We start from the raw sequence: 25,250 nt of genomic DNA on the forward strand, positions 1-25,250 counted from the left end.
TGGCTGTGCTAAGATTAGCATTTTGCTAATCAGGAACCCATTATGAGCAACACACGCATTGAAACGGACAGCATGGGCGAAATTGCCGTGCCCGCCTCCCGGTATTGGGGCGCGCAGACAGAACGCTCGCTGCATCACTTCAACATTGGCCGCGACATCATGCCGCGGGAAGTCACCCATGCCTTTGGTATTTTGAAAAAAGCAGCGGCCTTAACCAATCTTGAACTTGGCAAATTAAGTCAGGATAAAGCCGATTTAATCATCAAAGCCGCCGATGAGGTCAGTGCCGGTCTTCTTGATGAGCACTTCCCCCTGCACGTGTGGCAAACCGGCAGCGGCACCCAATCCAACATGAATGCCAACGAAGTCATTTCCAACCGCGCCATTGAACTGGCCGGCGGGGTCATGGGCAGTAAAACGCCGATTCATCCCAATGATCATGTCAACATGTCGCAATCGTCCAACGACACATTTCCTACTGCCATGCATATCGCTGCCGCGCTGGCTTTTAAGCAGAAATTGATACCCGCAGTGCACCATTTGCGCGATGCGCTCGCCGCCAAAATGGATCGTTTTAACAGTATCGTTAAAATTGGCCGTACCCACCTGCAGGATGCGGTCCCCCTGACCCTGGGCCAGGAATTTTCAGGTTATGTGGCCCAACTCGATGCCTGTCTGCATCGTTTTGAGGCCGTGCTGCCAGAACTGTATGAACTGGCTTTGGGTGGAACCGCCGTCGGCACCGGTTTAAATACTCATCCACAATTTGCCGACAAAGCCGCAAACCACATTGCAAAATTGACGCAACTGCCTTTTGTGTCGGCACCTAATAAATTCGCAGCCCTAGCCTCTCACGAAGCGCTGGTGATGGCGCATAGCACCTTAAAGGCCTTAGCCTGTGCCTTAATGAAAATTGCCAATGATGTGCGCTGGTTGGGTTCAGGCCCCCGTTGCGGCTTAGGCGAATTGATTCTACCTGAAAACGAACCCGGCTCCTCCATCATGCCTGGCAAAGTCAACCCTACCCAATGCGAAGCCATGACCATGGTATGCGCCCAGGTGATAGGCAATGACACCAGTGTCGCGGTGGCCGCCAGTCAGGGGAACTTCGAACTCAACGTCTTTAAACCAGTCATTATCTTTAATGTCCTGCACTCCCTTAATCTGCTGACAGACACCTGCCATTCATTCCAGGAATTCTGTGTGGAGGGACTTGAAGCCAACCAGACAAAAATTGAGTATTACCTTAAGAACTCACTCATGCTGGTCACGGCATTAAATCAACACATCGGTTACGACAAGGCCGCCAAAATTGCCAAAACTGCTCATCATGACAACACGTCGCTTCAGGAGGCCGCGGTTAAACTGGGTTTCCTCACCGCTGAACAATTTAACGAGTATGTTAAACCAGAGGAGATGATTTCACCCCGCTAAGCATTGCCACTACTCTTTATTTTACTCAACAGGGCACTGATGTGTTCTGCCCTGTTGGTAAACACCCACCGAATACCGCGATTCAGTTCACGGTACAGGCTATTTTTAGAATCAATAAACCCCACACCGACTTGCTGGCCAGCAGCCTTAAGCGCCTTGATTTTTTTATTGCTTAAGAGCAAATAATGACCTAAAACCCCACCGTAGTTTTCGTTTAAACTCTAAGTACAGAACTGGTTCACATTATTGTGCTCCGGCACCAGCAGGAGAGCAGCCCGCGGGAAGCATTTTAAGGGGCGAAGCAAGGCTTCATCCAGGCTAATCAGGTGATAATCATCAATGGGTGTTAAATTTTTCAGGGTTTCATACAAGATGGCTTCATCCACTGAGACTTTCAATTCAATAAACAAATGCAGGCTTTTCCCATAACGGCTGATGACCTCAGTCAGTGTGAGGATATCGGGCACCTTTTCCCGCAAGGTTTGAAAAGACAGATCGGCAATCGCCTCAGGCCGCTGCCATAATCGAAAAAGGTTAGAATCATGATGAACAACCAGCATGCCATCCGCCGTACACTGCACATCCAGTTCAATACCCCAACACTGGCAACTCAGTGCGCGGGCAAATGCGGCATCGGTATTTTCGATAATACCAAGGGTACGGTCATGTGCACCGCGATGGGCAATCAAGCGCGCCTGTTGAAGCATGGCACAAGACGGCCTTTGCCGTGGAATGACCGCCATGAGGTTGTTTATCCAATTTTCAATCACCGTCAGTAATGACATGGATTTCCCTGGTTTAAACCGTGTATTTTGGTAAAAATTAAACTATAACAAGAATACACAGGCGATGAAGAGACGAAAAACCATTTTATTTCAAAAAAATTGTGGAATAATCATTGACAGACCAAACGTTCTTCAGTAATTTACCGTCCTATGCCGAGGTGGTGGAATTGGTAGACACGCTAGCTTCAGGTGCTAGTGGGGGTGACCCCGTGGAGGTTCGAGTCCTCTTCTCGGTACCATTGATCGTTTTTAAAACAATTCTTAATTGTTAGAACGCGCATGTTTATTAAGTATTATTGACTAATACTGACTTCTTCCAATCAAATCCTTCTACCCTATTCGTTTGTTGAATAACATCAATCAGCCTGCAAGATCTCATGGAATGTGCATGGTAATCGGTCTTATGCCCTCATCATTGACTCATACGGACTTACTCACATCTATCCATGACAAAATCACATCACTTTAGGCTCACGTCATTGCCCTGAATCAGAAAACGGTTTATTCAGTCTGCTATCAGTCTCCCTTTATCATCTCATTGCTACCTGACGGAATGTGATTTTTTTTTTGAACTATACTGAACATATAAAGTTTCATTTAGTCAAAATATGAACATAGATGAGCGCTCGTTGCGGGTAATTTGTGGTGATAGCAAAGAAGTGGTTGTGTATGGTTTCGGTCATTTTAAGTACCTTGAACTGTGCGAAGCCATTAACAAGCTACAGGGCATGAAAGCGTATCATTCTGATGACTATGTTGAAAAAAATGAGGTCATGGATAAACGAACCCACTATACCATGTATAACCATTTTAAATACATCCTCAATGATTTGGTCCTTGAAAATTACAAGCGGCAACTTAAAAACGAGCCCATCATCCCGCTCTTGTTTATTGTGGGTTTAGGCGACGACACCTATGATGTACCCAGGATAGCCGAACGAAGCGATGATGAGTTCGCCAAAGGCGTCACCCTGACTGAATTGCGCCGCTGTTACAAACTGGCCCATGAATTTGGCAAAGGATTAAGTCAGGTCGCTAAAGACACCTTTCAATTTGTCCACTTAAGCTCTTCAGAAAAGGGTTACGTACTCACAGTCGTCAAACCCTTCTGGCAGGATGAGCAATGGCAGAAGGTATGGCAACAACGCAAGGCAACTACAGATAAAAAGCCCAACAGTGAGCATAAAAATCTTTTTTGGCGTGAAAAATACACGGTACTTATCAATGAAGCGCAGCCCCTCCAAAATACCCCCAAGACCGAGATAACCGACAAAGGGGAACTGGAAGAGCCTGATGGTGCATCGCAAACACCGAAAGATAGCCAAAGCAATCCCGGTTAGCAGCGTTAAACCGGTTCAGGAGAAATAGTGGCTAAAGCCTCGCCATAACGAATGTTATCGCCAGCCTTCAACGAAGGAAGCCAGTTCACGTTTTCCCCATCAGCAAACATCAACACCACCGTTGACCCCAGCTTGAAATACCCCATCTCGTCACCTTGCTCAAGGCTAAGCGGTTGGTCAGCATAGTTAAAGGCCTGCACCTGATGCAGACGCTTTAAATCCCCTTCCCAGGCCGTGCCGATTGCGCCAACAATGACAGCCCCCACTAATACCATGGCCATCAAGCCCACCTGTGTCTCAAAAAAAACCACAAGCCGCTCATTGCGCGCAAAAAGACGCGGCACCGTTCTCGCCGTTGCAGGCTGCACAGAAAACAGCTTGCCGGGAACATAAATCATGCTTTGTAACGTTGCTTTGATTGGCATGTGAATGCGGTGATAGTCTTTAGGTGAAAGGTAAAGCGTGGCGAAACGGCCATTGACAAACGGTTCATACCGAGACGAATCACAAGCCAGAAACTCATCCACGGCATAATAGCGTCCTTTGGCTTGCAATAACTGCCCCCTTTCAATGCGACCCAATTCGCTGATGACACCATCCACCGGAGAAACGATGTCAGCATCTGCCAAGGGGCGGCAATCGGGTTTTAAATGGCGAATAAAAAAATCATTGAAGCAGGCATAGCGCTCAGGATTTTCTTCATAGGCCTCACTCATGTTCACGTTGTACTTGGCAATGAAGCGTTTGATTAAACGGTTTTTAACCGCCGGGACTTTTACTTCGGCCAACTTTCCAGCCATGGACGTCAACGTATGTTTTGGCGCAATGAATTGCGGCAGGGTTTTCAGTAAATCACGGGACATGGGCATTCATTAAAAAAGCAGGATGAGGAAATATACCTCGAAAATACGCTGTTTGTCATGAATTATAGCCTATTGTGAATAACGGCTTAGAAATCATTTTACAATTGGATAATTATATGGCTAATTAATAATTGGTTCTACAAATGAATGCATCAGAGCTCAACTAGGATGGTTATTGCTCTATAGGAAATCAGGGAGGATTTATGCGGGAAGGGCATCATCAAATTACCTATCGCGCCATGCCACAACAAGCCCGGTTTGGCTTGTTTACACGCCCGCTCCATGATGAATCCTGCTATACCCAGGAAGAATTGCAATTGCGCGACACCATTCTCAACGCCCGCAGCCAAAGCGGCCTTGATCCCGATTTGTTGCGGACTGACATGACCTGGTTCTCCCCTGACAATCAGGTAGCCTTAGTCAATGTCAACGAAGGCTCCTGGATTTTTGGCAGCGAATACCGCCCAAGACAGGGCTTAAGTCGTGATGATTTTCACATCGGCCTCATTAACCGCCAACTGCATTGGCCGGCGCTTAACACCATGACCCGCTTCATTGGCGATTACCTGTTAATACGCAATAATCAATTGGATGACCGGCACCTCAATCAGCCGCTTAATTATGTCTATCTCGATACCGTGCAAATTCTTAACCGGATGGCCGTTGTTCATGATGGACGGTATGTTCATAAACAATTGCAATTATTAAATAAATACCTGCGTGTGGTTGAAACGCATGTTTCACCAACGCAGGGGAGCGATCGCCTGTTCCTCGCCGATTGCCGATACACCCTGGAGCATCGGATTGCCCGGGATATTAAAACCAAGCAACAATCACAACAATTAAGACTCCATTTTGAGCAGGTTAGACACCAATTAAACCACGTTGCGGAATTACGGCATACGGTGCTTCATTTTGCCCTGACCGATGGGTCGGTTAATCCCCACCCTTATTGGGAGCATTTTTCCGAGACGCCCAGGGGGCTTGAGGGTAAACAAGAATTTCCTACCTTATCCGCTAAAAGCTGTGCAGAAAAAACCAGCGATGCCTTGACTCAGCCCGGAAATACACAATTAAGTCAATTAAAGCTGACGCCGCATACTCTGGATGATTGCCCTGCCTTGGGATTGATTGACAGAACCACGACCGAGACGAAAGCCGCTTATGGGCAGAGCATCAGCGATTTGCAGGAGGTCTTGCGCTTTCAACATATTTTAGACTCCTTGCTGCAATTGTTTGATCAAGCCGGCGAAGTGTTTACGCTCATTCAGTTTCGCAGGCAAATGAACAATCTGCTGCTTGGAATAGAACAATTTATTCAACAATCGGAACAACACATCGTCAACGTGGTGGAGGCTAACTCAAGGCTTTATCATCAACTGATTCAGGACAAACAGGATTTAAGCTGGTGGCAACGAATGACCTCCGGCAAAGTTGAAAAAATCGATCGATTTATTCAAAATCAGGATAACCTGGCCCGCTTTCCGACATCAGCTTCGGATTTAAGCGCAGCCAGCAAGGAGTTACTGGATGGCGTCCATGAGGTGCTTAATCATCTTAAACAGCAAGGGACAGAGACACAACAAATTGCCATGGTGAGTTCCACCCGCGAGCTTGTACAGCATGTCATGGATTCCATGCATGCCTGGGTTGGGCACCAACAGGAGATAAATGGTTTACCTATTCCGGATAAGCCGGCACTGCCCATCAGTCACCACCAGGAACAACCAACAACCGACTTAGGCATTAAACCCTTTCAACCGGATGCCCCCAAACCGAAATCCCTGCCAAAGACTTCGTTTACCCAACGGGTGGAAGCACCGCTTTTTTTCCAGGCGCAATCCCAGCAAACGCCAGTCAGGGTTTCATCCTGCCCGCTTAATCAACCCTGTACCGCACCGCTGCTCTCAGGCAATACCACCGTAGCCCAGAGCAACCCATCAACCCGCGCCGCCATCCGTCCGGAAGCGGCCGCTATCTCCGCCCCGGTCCTCTTGGGTACGCTGGTTTTATTGCCTTTAGTCTTTATTGGCCTCAAATTACTGTATGATGCCTGGCAGACTCCCACACCAAGACGACAGACACCAAATAACAAAGAGGACTTTAAGCAATTGACCACGCAGGCCGAAGATTTGTTAGCCGCTGCTTCGCACCTGCTTCCAGAAATGGAAACTTCCTGCATGCAGGAAGAATTTGACTACCTTAAGAGCAGAGCAGAAACATCACAGGATTATAACAATGAATCCATGCGCGATTTAGTGGACGAGTTAAAGGAGACGCTGTCTCCGTTACAGCCTCAGGGAGTCAGCCTCAATGGCTGAACTCCGTCGACGTTGTTTTGGTTTTGCTGCTGAAGCTTTTCGCTTTCGCATCCTCATATACTGCATTAAAAAAATGCAACCGCGTTTCATCATTGATCACCTGACGAGCAAGCGGGTAATCGTCTTTTCTGGCCTGCATCTGCTCCACCAGTTTTTTAAACAAATCGTGAGTGAGTGCGCTGTCTAACCCGCCCCCGCAAAAAATTTTGGTCAGTATCATTTCATTGCTGTTGCTTGTATCCGCGAGATAACCCTCCACTTCCTTGCCCCGTTTCCTTGGACTGAATATATTAAACGTGGAAGGCTTATAGTCTTTTAAAACACCCCTGACTAATTTTTTAAATTCAGCATCCATGTTCCTGACCCATTGATACAGGCTTTTTGTGAACACTTGCCGGGCTTCGGCAGAATATATATGAGTAAAACGTTGATCCGTCTGAACAAATTTCTGCGCCTCCGCAGCATACGTCCTGATTTCGAATTCATCTTTTTGCACAGCACGCAAAACCGACGATAAATTGACATCGCTTTGACCAATCCGGTGTTCCAGCATCTTGGGCACAAGGTATTTGATGAGCAGGGTATTCAGTGAATTGCTTTCTGTGCCACCTTTAGCCAAGATATAACCCAGAATATTTTCCCCTTTCTCTGCCTTACTGCTGTCTTTGAGGTAGCTTAAAAGATCAACCCGGTATTTATTAGATAACACATTCAGAGCAGAAGGCTTGTATTGGTGCTCTATCACCTCGCCAATGTAACCATCCAGCGTCGAACGGTCAATGTCGTTTGCCCAGTCAAATAGCGCTTGCATGGTCGCTGCAATGACCGCTTTTTCCGTGTGATTACGCATAACGAATGAGGTTTTCTCAGGCTTATCCTGGCGGCCAAGCGGTGCATCTTTGCCTTTAAGGTGTCGGACAAAACCAAAATTGTTATTAAATTCCAGCATTTGTTTAATGATGTTAAGCCAGGCGTCTGCGCTGGGCGTCTGGCCAAATAATTTTAACAGGGGATTTTCATACCGGTGGCAGCAATTGGTAATGTCAATGCAAAACTGTATGTTGGCTTCGTCTGTTAATTCCCTGGCCTGGAGATCAAAATACCGGTCGGTACACTTTGTTAATTCCTGCCTTAACCGCTTTAATTCCAGATACCCTTTTGCCAGAGGATTTTCCTCATCACAATCGAGCTTAGGCAAGGCCATATCCGAATCAAACAGTTGAATGGAGCGCGTAATATCTTCCATGGGCTTGGGCAAGGTTTTACTTGTTTCCAACGCTTTGTTGGCCAAAGAGGTCTTACGGGTTAATTCTTCCCACAAGCCTTCCAATAATTTGTCAATATTGGAAAGAATGGCTTTAAATTGCAGGGTGTGAGCATCGCGCCATATTTGATGGTAACGGCCATCCATTTTCTTCAAATTATACCTTGCTGCCTCGGGTAAACAATAATAATGCGTTGCATCCGCTGTCTCTGGCGCTGAATCGACTCGCTTTTTATATTCCTGTGAATACTGCTCCATGAATTTATTTTCCTGCTCGGCCCATGCTTTGGTTCGATTAAACGCAGAAGGCTTAGCCTGGAGGAAATCACAAAAACTCATGACTGGAACACCGGCACTGTTTTTTTCTATGCCGCTGTAAAACACGGTGTTACGGTAAAACTCATCATAGCCATTCTGCATAATCTCAAGGATATGATTAACAAAAGGCTGCCTATCCGTTTCGGTATTAAACCACTGAGAGTAAGTTTTGGCTAATAATTCGGCTTTATCGCTCGGCAGTGACAGGTAGTTTAGTGGTTCGGTACCAAAATATTCGACAAAACGCTCTTTTAAGGTCGCCGGCTCATAGGTTAATAATTCCTGCAAAATGGCACCAAAAAACTGCTCCTGGAAACTCACCGGCTCGCTGCTTGAATCCAGCTTGATGGACGGATTGGCGGCCAGATCGCGAAAGGCCTGATAGCACATATGGCGCTTGGCAAGATTTAAATTGCCCGGCATGGTATTCGTGGGCCAGTGAGTACGGCTATCAATGATGGGGAAATTATCAAGATCCGTGCTTTTTAAACCCATGGACGTCTCTGGATGCTCTTTGATAATCCCATCGACAACACGGGCACCTTTCATTATCCAGGTAATGCCCCAAAGCATCATATCGTAATCGAGAATAGTATCCAGATCGGTATTCCCAGGATGGCGATCGTCGCACTTGTATCGCCAGGCGGCGATCAGCCACTTGGCGACATTGTGCGATAACAGGGTATTGTAGCTGGGGTAAACTTCCTCCCGCTCACTGGCATTGGTGGGCAGGGTAGCGCCCGAAGCGGCCATGGGGTTGTATTTTTTAAGTTTAATGGACAAGGTTCCACAAATCTCGCCCTTTTCGTCGTAAACCAGCCGCTCTTCCGCGGCACTATCGCCCAATGAATTGCGCAGCACAACGCTGACGGCTACAGAGTAAAGAGCCAGTACTCGTGGATAAGAGTCGCTTATGGGTTTAAAAAATCCAGTTTTCTCACCATCAACAGCATCTACGAAAGTTGCTTTTTCAATTTTATGACCAGAGGAAGGTACTGTCTTGTCATTGGTAAATTTTAACTGGCCATACCGTAACGCCTTCTTTGGCAGAGTCATGGCTCATCCTTAAGTTTCCGTCGGTGCAGAATAATCATATTAAGCAGAAAATAAGGTGTAATTCAATAGTATTTTCTATAACAAATGTGCATGGACATGAAATTGTTTGCATTTTCCGTGGACATAAAACCGGTGAGCTCCATAATTAGCCATTAATTGAGCAATCTAGACTGTTTTTACATGGAGTGACGCTGGCTTGGGCGCTGATTTGTAAAGAAATAAAAAAGCAATCGTAGCAAACACGCATTCTAATAATGGCGGAACCCAAAACCATTGCCACTGGACAGCCTGTTCGGCAAGCGGCAGGCTTACAGCACCAATGCTGGCTGCCAATGCCCAAACCGTGGACACGCCACGGCAACGGTATTGGGCCGGTAATTGCAAATACAGAAAATAGAACATGGATGAACAAATCAAGCCATTGGTCAAAACATAACCAAACAAGGCAACGATCACGCCGGGTTTATAAGCTATTGTTGTACAATAAAATAACATCGGGGCAGTGAATAGCGCAGTCATGGTTCCAAGACGCAATAACAGGTAAACATGCACCGGTTTACACAGGCGCGCCAATGGCAGGGCCAGTAAGGCAGAACTCAACTGCGCCAATGAGCCAATCCAGGCACACTGCGTACTGCTCCAAAGCGCTTGGTCAATGGCATAAGAAACCCAAAATGCATTACAAATGTACACAGTAACACTCACAAAAGCACCGAGCATGGCGATATTGAGCAATCCCTGGGCATGCTCACGCCAAATCTCAATAATGGGGGCATGATTGGTTTTAAATTCCGGTGACTCCGTCAACCGCTTGCGCAACCGGCAAACCCACAGGGACAAAAGACCGACACTGGCAAAGATGATTCGCCACATCCACGGGATATGACTGTATTGCAAAAGAGCAGCCATTGCTCCACCTAGAAACATGCCCGCCGCACCGCTGGCCGCAACGAGGCTTCCTGCTTTCAATGGGTGTCGCGCATGATGTTCAATCAGAAACATAGCCGACGTATTGATTTCGCCCCCTAAAGCCAAACCTTGCGCCACACGCAGGCATAAAAGGCCAAACGCAGCGGCAATGCCAATGGTGTTGTAATCCGGCAATAAGCAAATGCCAACCGTCGCAAGACCCATCAACCCCGCCGATAAGACCATAGGCTTTCGCCGGCCGCTGGCGTCTGCCTGTCGACCAAACAACCAACCGCCAAGAGGGCGCGCAAGGAACGCCGCGGCAAAAAGCGCGAACGATAACAGCAGGCTATAAGAGGACGGCGGAAAGAATTCTTTGGCAAAAACCGATTTGGCCAAATACAAATAAAGGCTGAAATCCAACCACTCCAGGAAGATCAAGGCGAGGACAATGAATAAGGCATTTCGTTTCATGCCGCTGGTGCTCCAATCGTTTTAGCAAGCTCAATATCCAGCGCGTTGATCCCTTCGCTGGTAGCTGGCCGTTCAAAAAACAAGAAATCGCCGCATTGGCGGTAATGGTAGGCATTAGCTATACCGACCGTAAAAATCAGGGTCAGTAGATTAGTCACCATCATCAAGGTTTTGCGCAGCAGCGGATGCCTGTCTTCATTGGCTATGGCCATCAAGGGTGCCTCTGCATGCTTAAGGCGTTGTAAAAAAGCGTCTTTGTCTGGGCGCGGCTCATGGCATAAGGCATCGTATATCATCTTGTAAAGTTGGGTGCGGTATTGACGTTCGGGCTCCAGGTAACGCGCCTGTTTGTCCGGGGCATGAGATAATAATCGCCTACGAATAGTCTGAAACCGGGTTTCAACCTGTGTGACTAAATTGAAAAAGTGCCTGCCTTTTTCACTTTCTTCAAGCAGAAGATCGATTAAGTGATTACCGAGGCCCAACTGTCGGAAGCGGTTGACTAACAAGACGCGCATCGCCAGGGCATTACCATAATTGCGGTTCTTCTCCTCTGCAAGCAGGTTTTTTTGCCCCTGTTTAAAAAATCCGCCACGTTGACGCTGGATAATGGCGTCGACAACAAACTGTGTGGCATCCTGCTGCAGCACCTCCGGAAAGCACTTCACGTTATCCATGATTTTGCGAAAATCATAACCTTGTTCACTCGTGTCCATAGCCAATTGATAATGCTGAGCCTTCCTGCAATCGAGCTTTGCCAAATGAGTGACCAGTGCCACGCGCGAAGCCTGATTGTCTTCCTGGAAAAGCGGAAGTACCGGCAGGTTTCGACCATGAACCGCCAAAACGGCAGGAGCCAATTGCGGTTTGGTCATCAAGGCGGGTAAATGATGCGTTACCTGACTGCTCTGGTCTTCACTATGCGTGATGGTAAGTGCCAAAGCCGCATGCCGTATTGAATCGTCCTCGGGTTTATCATGCAGCGTGATAAAATACGATGCGAACTCGGTGAATAGCAAGGGGGTAAGCCTTGGCTTTTTTCCTGGCTCCCTGGCATCGACATCAAACTCGCGTAAAGCAACCGCCATCGCCTGAAGTCTTGGCTTCTTTTTAAGCAAGTCTAGCCAGTCCAAATTGATGGCTAAAGAAGCCGCCACCGTGACAACCTGTTGATAATCACAGATAATCTGGCTTAGCTGGGCAATCATAGCGGGTTTATCCACCGGCGCAGGAAACTGGTTTTTTAAAAGCCCGGGTAAAACATCGATTAAATAGTCCTTGACTTCCTCTTTATACAACGCATGTTCACACGCGCTATAAAGCAGACTCACCAAATAACCGATGGGTGACTCCAGGGCAGAGGGCTCGACAGAAAGCTTTAGCGTCATCAAGAGATGAAGGGCACGAGATTTTACCGGATCGGCACTGATATTGAGAATCTCGGATGGGGAATGCTTCTGTTCATGGAGCGCGATAATAAGGCTAGCCAGGTAAGGCTCTTCAACAAGTCGCTGCCTTAATTCATCCATTTCCTCAATTTTGATTAGCTTCTGAGCAATAAAAATCAACAAGGCACGTTGGTGTAAAAAGGGGCATTTAAATAGTGTGGGGAGTATGACGTGGAATAGGGGCATACCGAGTAAAGGCCTGATTGCTGATTTAAGATTCAAGGCATCCAGATGATTAATGGCCGCTACCAGTGCCTCATTATGTACCGTAAAAGCCAATATTTCGGTTGAAAATTCAAGTTCCAGTAAAACCTGACAGGCCTTGATTTGCTCCTCGTTTTCACAAATGGCCAGCACATTGAGATCTTGTCCGTCGGTGTAGCGTTTTCCCAGGCTTTTTAAAAAATCAGATTGCAGGCTTTTTTTACGCAACGCCTGAGCCTGTTCAAATTTGGGTAGAACAGTCGCAAAATAGCTCTGCATGGCCCTGATGCGCTCCAGCTGCTGGTTAAATGGGTATTTACCCAAATCATCGGCCAACACCACCGGATTAAACACCTGGGCAAGGAATTTGGATGGCGTAAGCGCTTTGATAAGGCCAAGCAGCTCTTGTGGAGTTAACTCCGGATTAATGAGGAGTAAGCGAAAAACAACCGCCTGAATATAATCGTCATCCTGCTTTAAAAACGCATCATGAAAAAACTCGACCGCTTTCCATACCACTGGCGTGGGTTTCTTTTTCTGCGTTATCAATAAGCGGGCCATTTCCATTTTATAAGGGGACCGGTTTAAAAAGCGGAAAAAAGCGACCTGCTTTTCGGTGGTGAAATGCGCTATTAATCGATCGTCAAATTCATTCAGCAGACTTTTGATAAAATCAAGCAGCGAATCATCGTCAGTTATCCATTCATATTGCTTCAAAAGACCAAGCCTATCGAGTCTTAAGATGACATAGGCCCGTTCGCGCACATCTGGCGTCATGCCCTGCTTGTCGACCAGGGGGAGCAAAACCTTATGTAAGGCCGATTCGGGTGTGAGACAATCAATAACCTGGCGGGGACTTAAGTGACTGCCTACGGTGTTAAGCTTTTGCAAAAGCGCATTATTGATAATTCGTTCTGGTTTTTCTTCCAAAAGGTTCAGCAGTGTTTCGTTATCCTCAAACCGGTCCGACTCCGATGTTACGTATTGAGCACAGAGCATAAGTATATCGGCCTGGACGTTAAATTTGTTGAAATTTGTAACCAGACTACATGCTATGGACTCCATACGAGGCGAGTTGATGTGGGTTTTGATTGTTCCAGAAATGGGAAAAAGGGTTTGGGAGGATACTGAGACTTTTCGTTTACCGGATTCGACCAGATACGGTTCGGGATTAAAGCTGGTGAGAACATAGACTTCGCGCTGCTCCACCGGAAGGTGGGTGTTTTTTGTAATGGCAATCAGCCAGAGGCTTGGATCATCGGCACGGTAACAAAAACCGAATCCTGATGGAATGCCGGCTTTATCGACATAGGCAAACGAAGCGGTTTTCTTTTGTTTAAAATAGGCTTCGCTCAGCAGCTCTTTGGGTTCATCCGCTCGTTTAAATGCACTGTCAGGAAAAAGCATCTGGATATTGCCCGCACTCATATCCCCTTGCCAGTAAAACAAATGATTGGGTATGGTCTCATCCTGCCAGCGCTTAAGGTGTACATTTAATTCACTGCGTGTTCCCAAAAAGAGCGTGCGTGTGATATCGCCAACGATACTGCGTCTGTCCTTTTCCGGTTTCATAAGCAGCGAGGTACGATTAAGGTCAATAATTACATTTTTTGCCGTTCCGTGTATAAAATAAACCATCGAAAATCCTCCCCTTCAGGCTGGACGCCCATTATACTTCATACTTGTTCATTTAGAAAAAAAAACATCCCCATTGATGTAAATTTAAGCTTTTTACCCTTCTGCTCCGTTGCCCTATTTAGGAGAAACCGGACAAACAACCCCCACCTCTGCAAAAGCCTCTTTGACGGTTGCCGTGCTCCAGTGACGATCCCGTGCGGCCTGAATAACGCCACACGCTGCAAAATCGTAATAAGCAATGGGTGACCAATAGAAGCGATTGGCATCAATCATCACCTGAAAGGCCTGCTGCACAGTCCAGCCGGGTTTATTGGCGAGACGGTAAAAGGCTTTATTGTAGACGCCGCTGCTTAAATGCACATCCAGGTCGTCTGTATAATCCTTCACATGATCAATGGACATGCCGTCTTTGCTGGGTTCATCCATATAACGCAAAGGCGATCCACCCAGCACGGCTTCACGGCCTATAGTCCAATCCTGACCGTCCCAATACCAGGGATAGCTCTGGCGTATATAGTCCTGCAACGCAATAGCCGCCATATCAGAAAATGCTTCATTAATGGCCCCCGGCTGGCCCTCATAAATCAGCGCCGAATGCAGCGTGGTAAAATTATGGGATAGCTCGTGGGCGATGACCGTTTGCGCTGGAGCGGTGAGAAACTGATGGCCATTGCCGATGATGATTTGCTGATGAGCCAGCAATTGACCATCCAGTGAAACGGTTGGAATGGCAAACGCATTGTCCATTTCGGACAAATGCGTGTAAATTCGCAAAGGCAAATCCGCACCCAGGGGCTTGGGTTGCTGATAATTCATTTCATACATGGCTAAAGTCTGTGCGGCAAAATACATGGCATCGTTCACGGGGGAAAACGAATAATTCACCGGTCCGGTGTTCGCGTCATTGTAATTAAGATAATACGATGACGGATCGCAGGCGTAGGAAAATGCCGTTAATCCATACGTATTTTCATCCTCGGTACTGATGGGGAAGGCTTCATAACCAAGCGGCAAATTGGCCATATTAATAACGCGCAGAGAATCACTTTCGACATAACATCGTCCGTCTTTCACCTTGACTTCAAATTTTCCTAATGAGGGTAAGCCAGGCAAGGCATCACCATGTTGAAACGCCCCGGGCCGATACGGCAAGGGAAACGCGTTGCCGCCAAGTCCCTGCCCCCATTGCTCGCGGTGAACAGCATCCCATGCCTTTAAAAGTTGCCCGGTATTGGCATCCACCAGCGTCTGGGGCGCTGACAACAGCTTGTGCGGCGTGTGGGTATAATAGGCAATGTGGTAGGCAAGATGAGCTCGCTGCTGATTATCAAGGTAAATGACTTTTTGATGATGAAGCCACTTCACCGGTCCTTTGGCTTGCGCTAAAACCGCTTGTGTAACCTGTTGTGCTGAAATGAGTCCCTGCGTTGTTTTAATTTCTTTTTCGATGCCGTAAACATTCACACCAGTCACCCAGGGTGGCTGTTTATCCTGTTGATGAAAGACCAGTTGATAACCCCAGACCGGGAGCCCCTTATACAGGATTTGATACCGGGCATGATGAGGAACAGCCGATTGCAAACGCAACTGATAGGGGCTATTTGACATGCCTTTAAGCGGCATCAGGATGGCGGGTTTCTGCAGGGGAATACGTTGGTATTGCTGCAAAAGACGGCTGCTTTCACCCCACAACAGATTTTCTGAAGCAGCATAAGCCAGGTTTGCCAGGCATCCCAGAGAGACAAAAAAAAGCATTCTGATTTTCATACATCGTCCTGATTGATACGCAAATGGTCAAACCGACCCATCTTTTCAGCGCTCAATTTACCAGTATTTTCGGTGAAAGGCGAAGGGACGTCTTACGCATGCTTTCTGCTTGATATTTCAGTATACTCTTAACATTTTCCCCTTAAACCCAGACCATGCTTCATACTTTACTGGCCATTCTTTTACTCGAAGGATTTGTCACGATTTCCGTAGAAATTTTAACGATACGGCAACTGTTGCCTTTCTTCGGCGGCAGCGTGGTTATTACCAGCATTATCATTGGGGTTTTCCTGTTATTTCTCGCCCTGGGGTATTGGCGCGGCGGTATGCATCCCAACGATTTTTATAAAAAATTGAGCCGCAATTTCATGGTTAGCTTCATTTGGATAGGGATAGGGCTGAATTACAGCTTCATCGGCAGCTTTTTCCATTGGACTATCAACCAGCTGTCCTTACCCTTTTTAGCGAGCCTGACGCTATACCTGCTGCTCATTTTAGCACCCGTTGTCTTCTGGCTTGGACAAACCATTCCATTAACAACCAATTTGTTCAATCAGGAGCAACGTGTCAGCCGCATCAGTGGCAAAGCTTTGTTTTTAAGTACCCTGGGGTCTTTTTCAGGGGCGCTCGTTACTTCCCTGCTGCTTTTTCAGTTTGCTGGCGTAGCCTGGACGGTGGTGGTGAATTGTGCGCTTCTTTTTTTACTGATTATTTTGCTAAAGCCCCAAAGCGGCCTATCCTTGTCCACGTTGATTGTTCTTGGCTTGATTTTGTATTTTATCAAATTATTGAACGTCAATTATGAAAAGCAATTTTTTAAATTAACCAACAATTACGGTAATTATGAAATCATTACGACTCAACAGGCGCGCCTGCTGAGAATTAATTTATCCGGCAGTTCAATGATTACCCATAAAAAAGAGGGCTTTGCCTACATTGAATTTATCCGTCATTTTTTATTTAACCAGCTCCATTTGCAACATAAAAAAATATTGGTGATCGGAGCCGGCGGTTTTTCTCTGACAGCGGCGGGAGCTAAAACGAATGACGTGACCTATGTCGACATTGATCCACAAATTAAGGACCTGGCTGAGCAGCATTTTCTGGAAAGTAAAATCAATGGCCGTTTTATTGGTCAGGATGCCCGGCGGTACCTCCATGAGACGCAGGAGCAATTCGATGTCATTGTGTCAGATGCTTACAGTCACCAACAAAACATCCCGGCTTCCCTGCTCACGGCGGATTATTTTGCGCAATTGTCGTCGCACCTGAAACCATCGGGGCTTTTAGTGGTTAATATCATCGCTAATCCGTTGTTTAAAAACACATTCAGCAAACGGGTCCATAATACGATTTTAAGCATTTTCCCTTTTTGCAATATCATTCCCCTTGATTGGAGTACCCTAAGCAATGTAATTTACATTTGCCCCATGCAGACTCAGGAGAGGGTGATATACAGCGATAATCTAACCGGCTCCACCTTTGATTTTTACCGGCAGTTGCAATCCAGTCAATGAGTTAACCCGTGGGCAATTGAGAATGCCAAGCCGCTATACCGCCTAATCACTCGATTCAGGGTCTTGCGATTTCGCGTGATTAGGGGAGGTTGTTTTTTCCCGCCGAACATATAACGTCTTCTTCACGGTGGCGATAACTTGCTTCCGCTCATCGACAATGGCGACTTCAAACGTAGGATAAACCTTCTCATCGCGTATGGCCGCTTCACGGATGTCAGCGACTTGCTCATCGCTTAACCTGAATTCCGCATAAACCCGGCTTTTACCGGGGCGAAGATAATTAATTTCACTGAGCTTGTCCCAAGCCACATAGCCCTTCCCCAGCCGTTTAATCAACATCAGGACAAAAAAGGGATCGGTCATGGAGAACAGGCTGCCGCCGTACTGGACACGCATGTAGTTTTTGTTATACCAGCGAAAAGCCAAGGAGACACGAGCATACGAGAAATCATCGTGAAGTTCTTCGACCTTGATGCCGGCGCCCCAAAAAGGGGGCCAGGCATTTAAAATCCAGCGCAACTGGTTTGCCGATAACTTCATGTGTTAGCCGGCTTAAGGGCCGTGATTTGCAAGGCCGTCACATTCTGTAGCCCGCGCGGCAAGCGGTTGCCGCGTCGACCCCGCTCACCCATGTAATGATTCAAATCCTCGTTTTTTAAGGTGAAATGGCGCTTGCCGGCATGCACCGTCAAGGCATCCTCAGGATGCAATACCTGGATATCCATGACAAACTCTTCACGCGTCACGACTTTGGCGGTGGGTATACTAATCATCCTGTTCCCTTTGCCGCGATTGAGTTCAGGTAATTCCGACGCTTTGAAAACGAGTAAACGGCCGACATTGGTCACACAGGCGAGGAATTGATTTTCCTTGTCCGCCAAAAGACGCGGCATCAACAGCCTGCTGCCTTCGGGCAGTTTGACGCAGGCCTTGCCATTGCGGTTTTTAACATACAATTCACCCATGCGGGTAATGAAACCATAACCCGCATCCGAAGCGAGGACAAGCCAATCATCGGCCTCGCCGCTGGCCATTGCTTCAAACATCATCCCATCCGCCGGGTTTAACTTACTGGTAAGAGGCTCTCCCTGACCACGCGCAGAAGGCAGCGCATGGCCTGGAAGGGTATACACCTTGCCTTCGCTGTCAAAAAAGAGAATCTGCTGATTGCTGCGGGCATTAATCTGCGCTTTAAATTCATCCCCGGCTTTGTAGCTTAATTCCCGCCCTTCGACATCGTGTCCTTTGGCAGCGCGGATCCAGCCTTTTTGTGAAAGCACCGCGGTGATCGGTTCGTTGGGCAACAGATCTTCTTCTTTCAAAGCCTGTGCATCATGACGCTCCATCAACGGTGAACGGCGCTCATCACCAAAGGCATCGCGATCGGCCATAATTTCTTTTTTAACAAGGGTCTTAAGACGCGCCTCACTGGCCAGTGTTTTTTCAAGCATATCCCGTTCGTTGCTTAACTCATCATGCTCAGCTCGCAACCGAATTTCCTCAAGCCTGGCTAAATGGCGCAATTTCATTTCAAGGATTGCCTCAGCCTGTCTCTCGCTTAAATGAAAACGCTCAATTAATGCCTGTTTCGGTTCGTCACTCTCACGGATGAGGGCAATGACCTCATCAATATTAAGAAACGCAATGATTAATCCTTCAAGCACGTGCAAACGCTCAAGGACTTTATCAAGCCGGTGCTGTAAGCGCCGTTTGACGGTTATTAAACGATAAACCAGCCACTCATTGAGCAAACTCAATAACGGTTTTACCCGGGGCTTGCCATCCAGACCAATCATATTGAAATTGACGCGGTAGCTTCGCTCCAGCTCGGTTGTCGCAAAAAGATGGGACATCAATCCATCCACGTCAATACGATTGGAACGGGGGATAATGACAATGCGGGTCGGGTGTTCGTGATCGGATTCATCGCGCAGATCGTCGACCATGGGTAATTTTTTTTGCTGCATTTGCGCTGCAATCTGTTCAATCACTTTCGCGCCAGATACTTGATACGGCAGGGCGGTAATGACAATATTTTGCTTTTCCATGACAAATACGGCCCGCATTTTGATGGAGCCGGTACCGGTTTCGTACACAGTACGAATGTGATCTTTAGGCGTAATGATTTCGGCGCTGGTTGGAAAGTCAGGCCCCTGAATATAATGGCAAATGTCATCCAGGCTCGCCTTAGGGTTGTCAAGCAGATGCACACAAGCATCCGCCACTTCCTTTAAATTATGCGGCAGGATATCAGACGACATACCCACCGCGATGCCTGTCGCGCCATTTAACAGCACATTCGGCAGGCGGGCGGGCAGCAAAGACGGCTCTTTCAGTGTACCGTCAAAATTATCCACCCAATCCACGGTCCCCTGCTGTAACTCCGATAACAACAACTCCGCATAGGGCGATAACCGTGCTTCGGTATAGCGCATGGCTGCAAAGGACTTTGGATCGTCTGCAGAACCCCAGTTGCCCTGACCATCAACAAACGGGTAACGGTAAGAGAAGGGCTGAGCCATCAACACCATGGCCTCGTAACAGGCGGAATCCCCGTGGGGGTGGAATTTACCCAGAACATCCCCCACTGTCCGTGCGGATTTTTTATGCTTTGCTGTGGCTTTAAGGCCCAATTCCGACATCGCGTAAACAATACGGCGCTGCACCGGTTTTAACCCATCGGCAAGATGAGGCAAGGCTCTGTCCAGAATAACGTACATGGAATAATCAAGGTACGCTTTTTCTGTAAATTCCGTAATCGGTTTGCGCTCTATGGCATCATTCATAACAGTATTCATCGGCTGGCCTATTCAATGTTTATCGTAGTGTACTCTACCGCCAGTTGGCAAAGCCTATTTTATCAAACTCTGCTGTCAGCAAGAAACAAAAAAGGCCGCCGATGTGAATAACTTTTCAGCAGCCTTGCTTTATTTTGCATATAAAAATGCTTATCCTTTTGATTATACATGTTTTTTTATAAAAGACCGCTTGCGAATCCGTTCGATATCCTGTGGATAACCCTGTGAATTTTATCCGTATAAACCATGCAAGTGTTTGTTATACTTCAGTCTTTTCCTGAGTTTGGGCTTCAGGCAGAAGATACAGGCTCAAGTAGGTTAACAGTTCAAATCCACCCTGAACCATGTGATTTTCTTCCAAATCAAATTTCATCACCAGTTGGTCGGCAAGAAAAAAGGCCAGCCAGTAACACAACGATATAATAAAAGCCCAATCTGCCCTTCGCCTCCATCGCGCGTCAGGTTTGAATAAGGCCAAGGCTGCCCAGCCGAAAGCCAGGGTCGACAGTAAAGACCAGAGGATAATACCGGCAAAGGACCACTGCGGCACCCAGGCAGGCACAGGATACATTTTTAATGATTCAACCAGGAAAGGATAGTTGGCATCGGGCGCCCAAGTTTTAATTAACCACCCATTGTGCGCAAGAACCCCCACGATGTCGGTCCAAAACGCAATGAGCCACCAGAAAAACCAGAAAAGAATAATTAGTTTTTTAAACCCTGCAACTGGATTAAGATGAGTCATGGTTTCTACCTGAAATTACTGTTAACGCCGTTTGATTCTATCCTAACAAGTCTTTCGTTTCGAGTTTAGCCTGTTGCCACAATTCACCTAACAAGGCGATGGATTGCCCCTTTAAATCAACATACCCTCTCTCCCTGGCGACAGCTTTCAACGCCTCCATACGTGTTGCAAATTTAACGGATGTTTTGGCCAGGGTTTCCTGAACATCAAACCCCAGAAAAAAGCATAGGGAAATGGCGGTATGTAATAAATCACCCACCTCTTCCTGCACGCGCTGCTGTGTTTGTTGCTGACGGAGGGCCTCTCTAACTTCTTCGCATTCACTCAAGGCCTGATCAATGATCATTTCAGCATCGGGCCAGAGAAAACCAAAATCACGGGCTTCCTTTTCCACATTCAACAGGTGTTGTAACGCGTTGTCTGTCATGTGATTCACCTTAGTAATAAAGGGTTAAACCTGCTGGTTTAGCCTGTAGCAATGCGTTCATGTCATCGTCTTTCTTTTCAAAAAAACCAATAATGGATTGACGTTTCTTTAGCAAAGGCTCAGGCCTGGCATGAACCACGACATAGCTCAATTGTGCCTTTTCCATTGGGATTTCAGCCAACGCCAGGGAACCATAGCGGTAACCATTCAAACACGACAATCCACCCTGGGGCAGGGTATACCAGGAATCAATCAGGTTAATCAAGCCGCCTTTTGAATTTTTTCCGAGATTATTATCCAGACTGTATCCCCAGGCCGGTGACGCCAGATCATGGCCATGAATCAGGGTTAATTTAACCGTGGTTCCAGCCTGCAATTGATCAATGTCGCGATTCCAGCACAGACGAAAAAGCGGACACTCGACCGGTATCCGTCTGGGGAGGCCATGACGATAAAAGATCTCTAAATAACACCGCTCAAACTCAATCGCTTGTCTTAAATCAAGGCTGGCAAAGACCGCATTCACGGCATCAATGACCTTGCATAACTCATTTGCTCCCAGATGATAAAAATCAGCCTCTGCATCTTCTTCCGGCAGATTAAGCGTTGCCAGTAACGCATCCGTCATGCGCGGTTTATATTCATTATAAAACGCATGCAGCGTTTCCAGTCCCACCGGTGCGTGGGCATACAGGATAAGTTCGTTGCCATCCCCTTTGCTGTAGGAAAAAAGGGTTATAGTGGAACGATACAAACTAAACAGATGAATAAACCGATCTTCAGAAAACAGCTTGTTATAAAGAAAAAATAAGGCTCCAAACGTGGAGCGCATCTGATGTTTGGCCACTCGGTCATAACCCACGGTCAGCGCAATGTGCGGGGAGTACTCACCATTCAAAACCAGGCTGATAAAGGCCAGGTCGTGATTGGACAGCATGGTTTCAACCCGGATTTTGGCTATTAAAAGCCACTCATAAATCAATAAAGTATAAAGATCATTATTGCCTCGATCGCCTACTCCATCACCTAAAAATCGTAACAGGCCCACCGGACACGATTTCGCCTGCTTAAGAATGTGAATAAAATCTGCCATGGCTTTCTCATAAGGTGCATAATCGACCGCTTCCGGATCCAATTCCTGTTCATAAATCGCCACAACGCGTTGATAATCCTCTGCCCCGCGTGCAAGGGTCATAATGCCGGTTTTTATCAAAAAGTGGACAATCTTCAAGGCATTTCCATGACCATCTCCAATAGTCACTTCATCATCTTCCCTTAAAGACAGGATTTTGTCAGGGTGATTTTTAAGATCAACATCCACGTCAATAAATTTGAGTGCCATTCCTTTTCCTATTGGTTTTTTATTGTGTGTTACACTGTCCTTAGTGATCAACTCTTTCTTTTACTTATGACATCGATCCGGGCTTTTTGGGGTATTCAACTGCCACAGGCAGCGAACGAAAAACTGATTGGCTTTGTCCATTCTCTGCAAACCCGTTTGGCCGATACAAATATTCGATGGTCTGCACCAGAAAATCTACACATTACTTTACAATTTTTAAAGTCCGTTGGTAAGGAGGATATACCTTTCTTAATTGAGCAGGTGACTCAGCAGGTGCAGGGCCTTTATTCTTTCTTTGTTCAATTGGGCCATGTTGAATTATTTCCCTCGCCTCATAAGCCGCATGTCATTTCCCTTCAGGTGCAAGCTCACGACACCCTGACGAATCTGGCCGGGCGTGTAGGAGAGGGAATCATACGGGCAGGCTATGCGATTGAGCGAAGGCCTTACCGTCCCCACCTCACCCTCGGCCGCCTGCGCCACAAGGGTAAAGTTCTTTTACCGCCGGATTTAACCGGTGCGGAGCCCGTTACTATCCCGGTGCGAGACATTTGTTTGTGGGAAAGTAAACCGTCCCGTCAGGGCTCCTGCTATACCCTTTTGCACAAACTGGCAATCCAGAACTAATGCTTCTGTCTATCGACAAGCTCAGGGTTGGTTTAATCCTCATGTTTGATGGGTAAGCAAGCATCGATTTCTAGATCCATCTGAACAGACCTTGGTCTTCGGCCCACGATTCAGGTAAAAAAAATCCCGCCTGGGCGGGATTTATCAATCAGACTTACTTTAAATTCTTGCGAATTTTTTGAATAGCTCTGATTTGAGCAACGGCTCTGGCCAGTTCAGCCGCCGCGCGCGAGTAATCCAGATCAGCATTTTTGTTGGCAATCTCTTCTTCCGCCCTGGTTTTTGCCGCGAGAGCAGCCGCTTCATCAAGACTATCAGCACGCTCGACCGTATCAGCCAATACAGTCACGCAATGCGGTTGTACTTCCAACATACCACCTGATACATAATAAATTTCTTGCTGACCGCCAGGCAGAGTCACTCTGATTTCGCCTGGCTTAAGGATTGTCAGCAAAGGCGCATGACCTGGCGTAATCCCGATTTCGCCAAGCTCACCGGTGGCCACAACCATTTCAACAACGCCTGAATAGATTTCCCTTTCAGCACTGACAATGTCCAGATGCGTGGTAATCGCCATATTATCCTGCCTCATAAGGTCTTCGCTTTGGCAACGGCTTCTTCAATGCTACCCACCATGTAGAATGCTTGCTCAGGCAAGTCATCGTATTCACCAGCCAGGATGCCTTGGAAACCTTTAATGGTATCTTTCAGTGAAACGTATTTGCCCGGGGAACCGGTAAATACTTCCGCAACGAAGAACGGTTGAGAAAGGAATCGCTGAATTTTACGGGCACGCGTTACAACCCGTTTGTCTTCTTCAGACAATTCATCCATACCCAGAATGGCAATGATATCCTTCAGTTCTTTATAACGTTGCAGCGTTTGCTGTACGCGTCGGGCCGTATCATAATGTTCTTGGCCAACAATTAATGGATCCAATTGACGGGAAGTCGAGTCTAAGGGATCAACTGCAGGGTAAATACCCAACTCAGCAATCTGACGTGACAAAACGACGGTCGCATCCAAGTGAGCAAAGGTGGTTGCAGGAGACGGGTCAGTCAAGTCATCCGCAGGAACGTAAACCGCCTGAATAGAGGTAATGGAACCTGTCTTGGTTGACGTAATACGCTCTTGCAGCATGCCCATCTCTTCAGCCAGAGTCGGTTGGTAACCTACGGCAGAGGGCATACGGCCTAACAGAGCGGATACTTCCACACCAGCCAGGGTATAGCGATAAATGTTATCGATAAAGAGCAGTACGTCACGGCCCTCGTCACGGAATTTTTCCGCCATGGTCAAGCCGGTCAATGCCACACGTAAACGGTTTCCTGGCGGCTCATTCATCTGACCATAAACCAGGGATACTTTATCAAGTACATTGGAGTCTTTCATTTCGTGGTAGAAGTCATTACCCTCACGAGTACGCTCACCCACTCCCGCAAATACGGAGTAACCGCTGTGCTCAATCGCGATGTTACGGATAAGTTCCATCATGTTGACTGTTTTACCTACGCCCGCGCCACCGAACAGACCGACCTTACCCCCTTTCGCAAACGGGCAAAGCAAGTCGATTACTTTAATACCGGTTTCCAGCAACTCCTGGCTGCCGGCCTGCTCTTCGTAACTGGGTGCTTTACGGTGAATGGACCAGTATTCTTCTGCTTCAATAGGACCCGCTTCATCCACAGGACGTCCCAATACATCCATAATACGGCCTAAGGTTTTTTTGCCGACAGGAACCTGGATCGGCTTGCCGGTGTTTTTAGCCTTTACACCGCGCTTTAGACCCTCGGAAGATCCCATTGCAATGGTACGAACAACGCCATCACCCAGCTGTTGTTGTACTTCAAACGTTAAATCGCCATCAACCAAATGCAGGGCATCGTTAACTTTGGGAACCTCATCACGAGGAAACTCCACGTCAACAACCGCCCCAATTACTTCAACTACTGTTCCTAAACTCATGATATACC

19 protein-coding genes and 1 tRNA gene are annotated in these 25,250 nt (G+C 47.2%); 6 read left to right on the forward strand and 14 right to left on the reverse strand.

Annotated elements, in window-relative coordinates; genetic code table 11:
• Positions 1 to 42: 42 nt before the first annotated feature.
• Complete coding sequence (fumC, locus tag Lery_RS13980) at positions 43 to 1,434, forward strand: class II fumarate hydratase (protein ID WP_058527843.1); 1,392 nt, start codon at positions 43 to 45, stop codon at positions 1,432 to 1,434.
• Here fumC and Lery_RS15750 read toward each other — a convergent pair.
• Both Lery_RS15750 and Lery_RS15755 read right to left on the reverse strand, forming a co-directional pair.
• Positions 1,431 to 1,616, reverse strand: a complete 186-nt coding sequence (locus Lery_RS15750) for a hypothetical protein (protein ID WP_237759234.1) — start codon at positions 1,614 to 1,616, stop codon at positions 1,431 to 1,433. The two genes, fumC and Lery_RS15750, sit on opposite strands and share 4 nt — an antisense overlap.
• Before the next feature lie 39 nt (positions 1,617 to 1,655).
• Positions 1,656 to 2,219, reverse strand: coding sequence for a glycerophosphodiester phosphodiesterase (locus Lery_RS15755; RefSeq protein WP_237759235.1), 564 nt, complete (start codon positions 2,217 to 2,219; stop codon positions 1,656 to 1,658).
• Between the two features lie 152 nt (positions 2,220 to 2,371).
• On the opposite strand from Lery_RS15755, the gene Lery_RS13990 reads away from it, so the two are divergent.
• Positions 2,372 to 2,458: transfer RNA gene (locus Lery_RS13990), tRNA-Leu, on the forward strand.
• Positions 2,459 to 2,827: 369 nt separating this feature from the next.
• Positions 2,828 to 3,559 carry a hypothetical protein gene (locus tag Lery_RS13995; RefSeq protein WP_131750983.1) on the forward strand — a complete coding sequence of 244 codons (732 nt, stop codon included), beginning with the start codon at positions 2,828 to 2,830 and terminating at the stop codon, positions 3,557 to 3,559.
• 5 nt (positions 3,560 to 3,564) lie between these two features.
• Here Lery_RS13995 and asd read toward each other — a convergent pair whose 3' ends face one another.
• Complete coding sequence (asd, locus tag Lery_RS14000) at positions 3,565 to 4,422, reverse strand: archaetidylserine decarboxylase (protein ID WP_058527845.1); 858 nt, start codon at positions 4,420 to 4,422, stop codon at positions 3,565 to 3,567.
• 203 nt (positions 4,423 to 4,625) lie between these two features.
• Between asd and Lery_RS14005 the strand changes: the two genes are divergently transcribed.
• Positions 4,626 to 6,743, forward strand: a complete 2,118-nt coding sequence (locus Lery_RS14005; protein WP_058527846.1) for a hypothetical protein — start codon at positions 4,626 to 4,628, stop codon at positions 6,741 to 6,743.
• Here Lery_RS14005 and Lery_RS14010 read toward each other — a convergent pair.
• From Lery_RS14010 to Lery_RS14025, 4 genes are all read right to left on the reverse strand, one after another.
• A complete protein-coding gene (locus tag Lery_RS14010; RefSeq protein ID WP_058527847.1) occupies positions 6,733 to 9,381 on the reverse strand; it encodes a hypothetical protein in 2,649 nt (882 codons plus the stop codon). The two genes, Lery_RS14005 and Lery_RS14010, sit on opposite strands and share 11 nt — an antisense overlap.
• Positions 9,382 to 9,546: 165 nt before the next feature.
• Positions 9,547 to 10,764 carry an MFS transporter gene (locus Lery_RS14015; protein WP_058527848.1) on the reverse strand — a complete coding sequence of 406 codons (1,218 nt, stop codon included), beginning with the start codon at positions 10,762 to 10,764 and terminating at the stop codon, positions 9,547 to 9,549.
• The gene (locus tag Lery_RS14020) at positions 10,761 to 14,054 is read right to left on the reverse strand and encodes a hypothetical protein (protein ID WP_058527849.1); all 3,294 of its coding nucleotides are present in this window, start codon (positions 14,052 to 14,054) and stop codon (positions 10,761 to 10,763) included. The genes Lery_RS14015 and Lery_RS14020 overlap by 4 nt, the downstream gene beginning before the upstream one ends.
• Before the next feature lie 114 nt (positions 14,055 to 14,168).
• Complete coding sequence (locus Lery_RS14025; RefSeq protein ID WP_058527850.1) at positions 14,169 to 15,821, reverse strand: M4 family metallopeptidase; 1,653 nt, start codon at positions 15,819 to 15,821, stop codon at positions 14,169 to 14,171.
• Positions 15,822 to 15,976: 155 nt separating this feature from the next.
• Here Lery_RS14025 and Lery_RS14030 point away from each other — a divergent pair, with 155 nt between their 5' ends.
• Positions 15,977 to 17,338 carry a fused MFS/spermidine synthase gene (locus tag Lery_RS14030; protein WP_058527851.1) on the forward strand — a complete coding sequence of 454 codons (1,362 nt, stop codon included), beginning with the start codon at positions 15,977 to 15,979 and terminating at the stop codon, positions 17,336 to 17,338.
• 42 nt (positions 17,339 to 17,380) lie between these two features.
• Here Lery_RS14030 and Lery_RS14035 read toward each other — a convergent pair whose 3' ends face one another.
• The 5 genes from Lery_RS14035 to Lery_RS14055 all read right to left on the reverse strand — a co-directional run bounded on the left by Lery_RS14035 (position 17,381) and on the right by Lery_RS14055 (position 22,650).
• Positions 17,381 to 17,878 carry a DUF4442 domain-containing protein gene (locus tag Lery_RS14035; RefSeq protein WP_058527852.1) on the reverse strand — a complete coding sequence of 166 codons (498 nt, stop codon included), beginning with the start codon at positions 17,876 to 17,878 and terminating at the stop codon, positions 17,381 to 17,383.
• Complete coding sequence (gene parC / locus Lery_RS14040) at positions 17,875 to 20,124, reverse strand: DNA topoisomerase IV subunit A (RefSeq protein ID WP_131750984.1); 2,250 nt, start codon at positions 20,122 to 20,124, stop codon at positions 17,875 to 17,877. The genes Lery_RS14035 and parC overlap by 4 nt, the downstream gene beginning before the upstream one ends.
• Positions 20,125 to 20,395: 271 nt before the next feature.
• Complete coding sequence (locus Lery_RS14045) at positions 20,396 to 20,881, reverse strand: hypothetical protein (RefSeq protein ID WP_058527854.1); 486 nt, start codon at positions 20,879 to 20,881, stop codon at positions 20,396 to 20,398.
• Positions 20,882 to 20,918: 37 nt separating this feature from the next.
• A complete protein-coding gene (locus Lery_RS14050) occupies positions 20,919 to 21,308 on the reverse strand; it encodes a MazG nucleotide pyrophosphohydrolase domain-containing protein (RefSeq protein ID WP_058527855.1) in 390 nt (129 codons plus the stop codon).
• A gap of 10 nt (positions 21,309 to 21,318) precedes the next feature.
• Complete coding sequence (locus Lery_RS14055; RefSeq protein WP_058527856.1) at positions 21,319 to 22,650, reverse strand: hypothetical protein; 1,332 nt, start codon at positions 22,648 to 22,650, stop codon at positions 21,319 to 21,321.
• Positions 22,651 to 22,716: 66 nt separating this feature from the next.
• On the opposite strand from Lery_RS14055, the gene thpR reads away from it, so the two are divergent.
• A complete protein-coding gene (gene thpR / locus Lery_RS14060) occupies positions 22,717 to 23,277 on the forward strand; it encodes an RNA 2',3'-cyclic phosphodiesterase (RefSeq protein ID WP_058527857.1) in 561 nt (186 codons plus the stop codon).
• Positions 23,278 to 23,431: 154 nt separating this feature from the next.
• Here thpR and Lery_RS14065 read toward each other — a convergent pair whose 3' ends face one another.
• Both Lery_RS14065 and atpD read right to left on the reverse strand, forming a co-directional pair.
• Positions 23,432 to 23,854: a F0F1 ATP synthase subunit epsilon gene (locus Lery_RS14065; RefSeq protein WP_058527987.1), complete on the reverse strand. Its 423-nt coding sequence runs from the start codon at positions 23,852 to 23,854 to the stop codon at positions 23,432 to 23,434.
• 11 nt (positions 23,855 to 23,865) lie between these two features.
• Positions 23,866 to 25,242 carry a F0F1 ATP synthase subunit beta gene (atpD, locus tag Lery_RS14070; protein ID WP_058527858.1) on the reverse strand — a complete coding sequence of 459 codons (1,377 nt, stop codon included), beginning with the start codon at positions 25,240 to 25,242 and terminating at the stop codon, positions 23,866 to 23,868.
• Positions 25,243 to 25,250: the final 8 nt, after the last annotated feature.

The sequence above is a fragment of the Legionella erythra genome, from assembly GCF_001467615.1.
GTDB classification, from domain to species: Bacteria; Pseudomonadota; Gammaproteobacteria; order Legionellales; family Legionellaceae; genus Legionella_C; species Legionella_C erythra.